This is a genomic window from Candidatus Jordarchaeum sp. (assembly GCF_052745115.1).
The window spans coordinates 1-4666 of the sequence record NZ_JBRAKS010000306.1; the positions used below are offsets into that span (position 1 = coordinate 1).

Annotated in this window: 3 protein-coding genes; 1 reads left to right on the top strand and 2 read right to left on the bottom strand. The window is 38.3% G+C overall.

Features of this window, described 5'->3' with window-relative positions; genetic code table 11:
* Positions 1 to 15: 15 nt before the first annotated feature.
* Together ACUVXA_RS16610 and ACUVXA_RS16615 are read right to left on the bottom strand one after the other, a co-directional pair.
* Positions 16 to 702, bottom strand: a complete 687-nt coding sequence (locus ACUVXA_RS16610) for an NAD(P)-dependent oxidoreductase (RefSeq protein ID WP_445872404.1) — start codon at positions 700 to 702, stop codon at positions 16 to 18.
* Between the two features lie 80 nt (positions 703 to 782).
* Positions 783 to 4088 carry a glycosyl hydrolase gene (locus ACUVXA_RS16615; RefSeq protein ID WP_445872405.1) on the bottom strand — a complete coding sequence of 1102 codons (3306 nt, stop codon included), beginning with the start codon at positions 4086 to 4088 and terminating at the stop codon, positions 783 to 785.
* Between the two features lie 232 nt (positions 4089 to 4320).
* Here ACUVXA_RS16615 and ACUVXA_RS16620 point away from each other — a divergent pair.
* Positions 4321 to 4666, top strand: a 346-nt coding sequence (locus tag ACUVXA_RS16620) for a carboxymuconolactone decarboxylase family protein (RefSeq protein WP_445872406.1), incomplete at its 3' end; no start/stop codon positions are given.

Genomic DNA, 4666 nt, shown 5'->3' on the forward strand with positions numbered 1-4666 from the left:
ACTCGGAAAAGAAATTTAAAGAGGGGGGTGACAAATGTCTATGATTTCTACAATTTCTTCTGTTTCTTTAGTAAGTGGAACACAAAGTACCACAAAATCAGAATTCTCCAAAACAAAATCTAAGCTATCTAGCCTCCCCAAAAAGTCTAGTCTCAGTTTCTTTTCATCTTTTTTTGATTTTTCGGGATGCTTCCTTATAGCTAATATTTTCATTCCGAAGGCTTTTGCTCTTTTTGCCAATTCTACCCCAATCTTACCAAATCCTATAATCCCCAGGGTCTTATCTAAGAGTTCATATCCCTCATATTTATCACCCCAAACCTGCCACTCACCCCTGATTTGTCTATTGTATTCTTGAGGCAGTCTTCTAATAAGCGCCAGCATAAGCAGTATGGCGTGTTCCGCAGTGGCTGATGCGTTGCATCCCGAGGCGGTAGCCACTTTTACCCCCTTTTTGGCGGCGGCTATAATATCGACGGCGTCTCCTCCTGCTGCTGCGGTTTGGATTAGTTTCAGCTTTTTTGCTTTTTCAATCATTTCTGCTGTAACCCAGTGAGCTAGTAGCACATCTGCGTCCTGAATTTCTTCAATTGTTTCTTTTTCATTATCTGGAAAAACTATTTCGATTTCTGGAGGCAGATTGGTTCTTACGAATTCCTCTATGTTTCCGCCGAAATATTTCCAAAGGCAAACAAACTTCATCCGAAACTACTTCCTAGCGGGACTTCTTTTAAAATACTTAAAATTGTTAAAAAAATTTTCTGGAATAAGTATCACTATCCTCAAATGTTGAACAAATGTTTATTATATGGTACTAATGTTACCTGTCTGTCCCCCATTGTTATCGGGGTACCCAGGAGGTTTTGGGCAGTAGTTGTTATAATCATCTCTATAGTGTTTTCTCCTTTTTGAACCAATTCCGATATATCCCACTTGTATGGTGGCCATAAACGGATTCCCGCATCTTTTCCGTTGATTTTAACCCTGATGGCGTTTTTAAAACCATATCCCTCTAACATAAGCTTCTTTTCAAGATATTTTTCGTCTAGATTAATTTTTTGTTTTAAGGTTATGTCTCCAATGTAGTTGGGAATTCCTTTTTCTGTTTCACTTTTTTCTTGCTGAACGAATTTTGGCTCATCAATCTTATTCTCTTTGACTGAAAATTTCCCGACTAGTACCACCGGTTCCACTCCGTGAGTGCTAGGGTTTTTGTCCTTGAACTTTGGATACCTAGTTTTAATAGTGAGCTGGTTTGTTCCTTTCTTCAAGTACTTCCTAATATCCAAGGAACGGTTGCTGCGGTCCCATAAGAACCATTTTTTCGGTTTTTCTTCCACTTTGGATTTATTGATGTAGATCTCAACTGGTTTTTCCAAATCTTCATATACTAAAAGAATCTGTTCTGGAACATGCTTCATTTCAAACTCGGTTGATATTTCGTATTCACTACCAAAGGGAATGGGCTGGGCTGTAATATCAATTCCCATCTCTCTTGCCTTATTCTCTAATATATCCAAAATCTCATAAAAACCATATTCCTTCAAATCAATGTTTAGAGATTTTGCAAACGTGATAATATTTGAAAACAACGCATTTATCGGTGTGTAACGGCTGACTTGTAGCTGTTTCTGCTCCTTTTCTTTCTTATCTTTATCGGATTCTGTCGCCTCTTTCCCCAGGCTTAGTTTCCATGGTTCTAAGACCATATAGTTAATGGGGATTTCCACACTCCACTTGGATATGCTTATTGGTTCAAGTATGGGCTGCGGTTCCGCTGATATCTTACGTCCCTCAAAAACAATTTTTGGCTCAGTTATTCTTGAATAACCTGTGATTTTTTGTGCGGTTTCATAAATGCCAGTGATATTAACATTAGATGAAGTGACATGTTTCTGTTCTTTCCCCTTTTTAATAACGAAATAAACTCCTGCGTAAGATTCAAAAATATAGGGGAATATGGTTTTCCCCTCTTCTCTACGATATGTATATATCGCCTCTATTTCTCCGGTTTCTGGATCCCATTTTTCAAGTCTACCGGTAGCATTTATGGTAATTTCGCATTCCACTATCATTTCGGATAAATTGGCTAAGAAATAGAATTCATCGGCCCCAATCTTCCTATGCAAATAAATTAGGTTCCGACTCTGCTCGGAAATAATTTTTATATCACTTTCTATCAGAGAGATCAATATGTTTCTCAGATTTTTTTCTAGTTCTTCTCTACTCACATCAACTGGCAGAGGGATGAAAACAGCTTTTCCACCTTTAGTATTTTCATTTTGAATTTTCTTTTTCTGATAAGCTTCTTCTGTGAAAATTTCTTTAATATGGGCTTCAACTATATCGTCATTTTGTTTCTCATCAGAATTGGTGGGGAGAAAACCGAGGCTAACCACGATTCCTCCATTCTTGTAGAAGTCGTTTACTATTTTGATAACTTTAGTGGGAATAGTGCTCATTGGGGGCAGTATAAGAACTCGGAATTTCTCGTCAGAAATTTTTAAACAGTTCTCATCTATGCTCACCAACCCCTCTAATACCTCGTCCTCAAAAAGAATGTCGTAATCTCTCTGGATTCTAAGTAGGGCGTTACTAATCATACCAAAGTGTTTTACAATCTCTTCAAAAACCTCCGTTTTTCCCCTGAGTGTGTACTCGGCCCATAGTGATCTCAGCGGATAGAGAAGGAGGACGTCAGCAACATGCGTGCCCAAACTGTTAAGGTGGCTTAAGCGTGAAATGTAATTGGAAAAGGCAGTGTAGTACTTCCACCAAGGCTCCTGAACAAAATGGGATGGGGGGAAATCTCTTTTACGAAGACCCTTAAGTGAAAGGTGTACTGCGTGGTGATTCATGAAGTTAACACCGGTAGCCTGAAGATAGTTCACCAGATTTTTAAGAGACATTAGAGTGGTGTCCCAGCCACTGCCCCCACCATACTCACACAACACAAACCTCTTTCGCGTGGCGTGGGCAATACTACTAACTGTTTTAGGAGCCAAATCTGGCGATTCTACCATGAGATTTTCATCATAACCGGTTTTATCACCCAAATAGTCAAGACCTGGCATGCCCATTTCCTTTAATGCAGTATAAATGTTTCCATGATAGCAGGGAACGGTTTCCAATTCTTCCTCCATGAATAAGTGCCCAGTAAAATTCAAGCCATTCTCTCTACACCAAGCACCAATTTGACCATAAAACGCCTCAGAAAATAGTTCAGAAACCACTTCAAAATAGTCACAACGAGTCTTGACATAGTCCCCCAAGTTTAAGGCTAGCTCGTGTATTTTTCCCAGTAAATCGTAACCTTTCCTCTTCTTAAACTCCTCCAAGAAATTACCTGTCCAAGGTAACCCTCGGTAATTGGCTGGCTCATCCGTGAATATGCCCGGTATTAATTCGCCAAAATCCTTTCCAAAACGCTTCCGATACTCTTCATGGGTATACTCAATAAAACATCTCACAGCATCCTTGCTCAAAAGATCAAGATATCCCTTCTCGTTTTTAGCCCAAGGAGCACAGGTGGTGCCAAAGAAAATATCCGAATTAATTTTTTCTGTAAAAACCAGAATATTCCATTCATTATAATCAGGTTGAAACTCCAGTAAAGAGCCAGTAACCTTATCCTCAATAGGAATAATCTTACTCCCAGTTCTATTTACTGCTAGTGCTGCCAACAGTTTCCCTTCCACGGGAATTTTAATTGCTTGACCATGTTCAACTTTTACCCTCTTATAATCCAAATACCTTTGAGCGTATTCAGGATGGTCGCGTAAAAGCTTTCCGCCCGCAACTCCGCTGGGCCAATTATACTCATCATAAAGCCAAGTCTTCAGTCCATAGCCTCTACAGGCCTCTATACAATACTCAATTTTTTCCCAAAACTTTTGTGTCAGATACTCGATTTCCAAACCGGTTCGAGGATGCAGAAAAACTCCAGAATTGTGTTTTTCACTCAATTCCTGGAGAACCCAATTTATTTCCTCCTCTGGTAGGTCATTATTTAAGAACCAGAAAGGGGCTGGACCAAAATCCTTCAGAGGATTCTGGAAAACTTCCTCAAGAGACGCTTCCTTCTGCATGGTTTCTCATCATAACTTAAGGCTTTCAATATTTAATAAATATTACAGGTTGGGATGCACATAACCTTATTTTTTATAATTAGGTAGGTATGATACCAAATTTATATATTTTTCAAGTAAAAATTTAAAACATTAAAATATTTAAACAATAAAATCTTTACTAAAGAACAATGGTAAAAAGGTAATTTAAGGAAACAATTTATGTGGTATTGTTAATTCGGAGGCTATTCAAATGGTCAGAATAAAAACCATAGATGAGAATAGAGCGCGGGGCAGGATTAAGGAATTATATGATAAAATTCTTCTGAAAGAATCCCGTGTTCCTGGAGTACTGAAAATTTTTAGTATTAGAGCTGATTTTCTTGAACTGATGATTGAACTGTATAACACTCTAATGGGAAAATCTAAATTGCCTGTTGAATTGAAGAACTATATCGCGCTCTCTGTTTCCATAGTTAATAGCTGTGATTATTGCTACGAGTCTTATTTTTATGCTCTCAAACAGTTAGGTAAAACCGATGAGGAAATTGATCGCATAATTAAAAATTTCGCCGAGTCCGATTTGGATAAAAAAACAA

Bases quoted from the DNA above. Each gene is read 5' to 3' on its own strand.
- ACUVXA_RS16610 (WP_445872404.1), bottom strand. From the start codon at position 702: ATGAAGTTTGTTTGCCTTTGGAAATATTTCGGCGGAAACATAGAGGAA.
- ACUVXA_RS16615 (WP_445872405.1), bottom strand. From the start codon at position 4,088: ATGCAGAAGGAAGCGTCTCTTGAGGAAGTTTTCCAGAATCCTCTGAAG.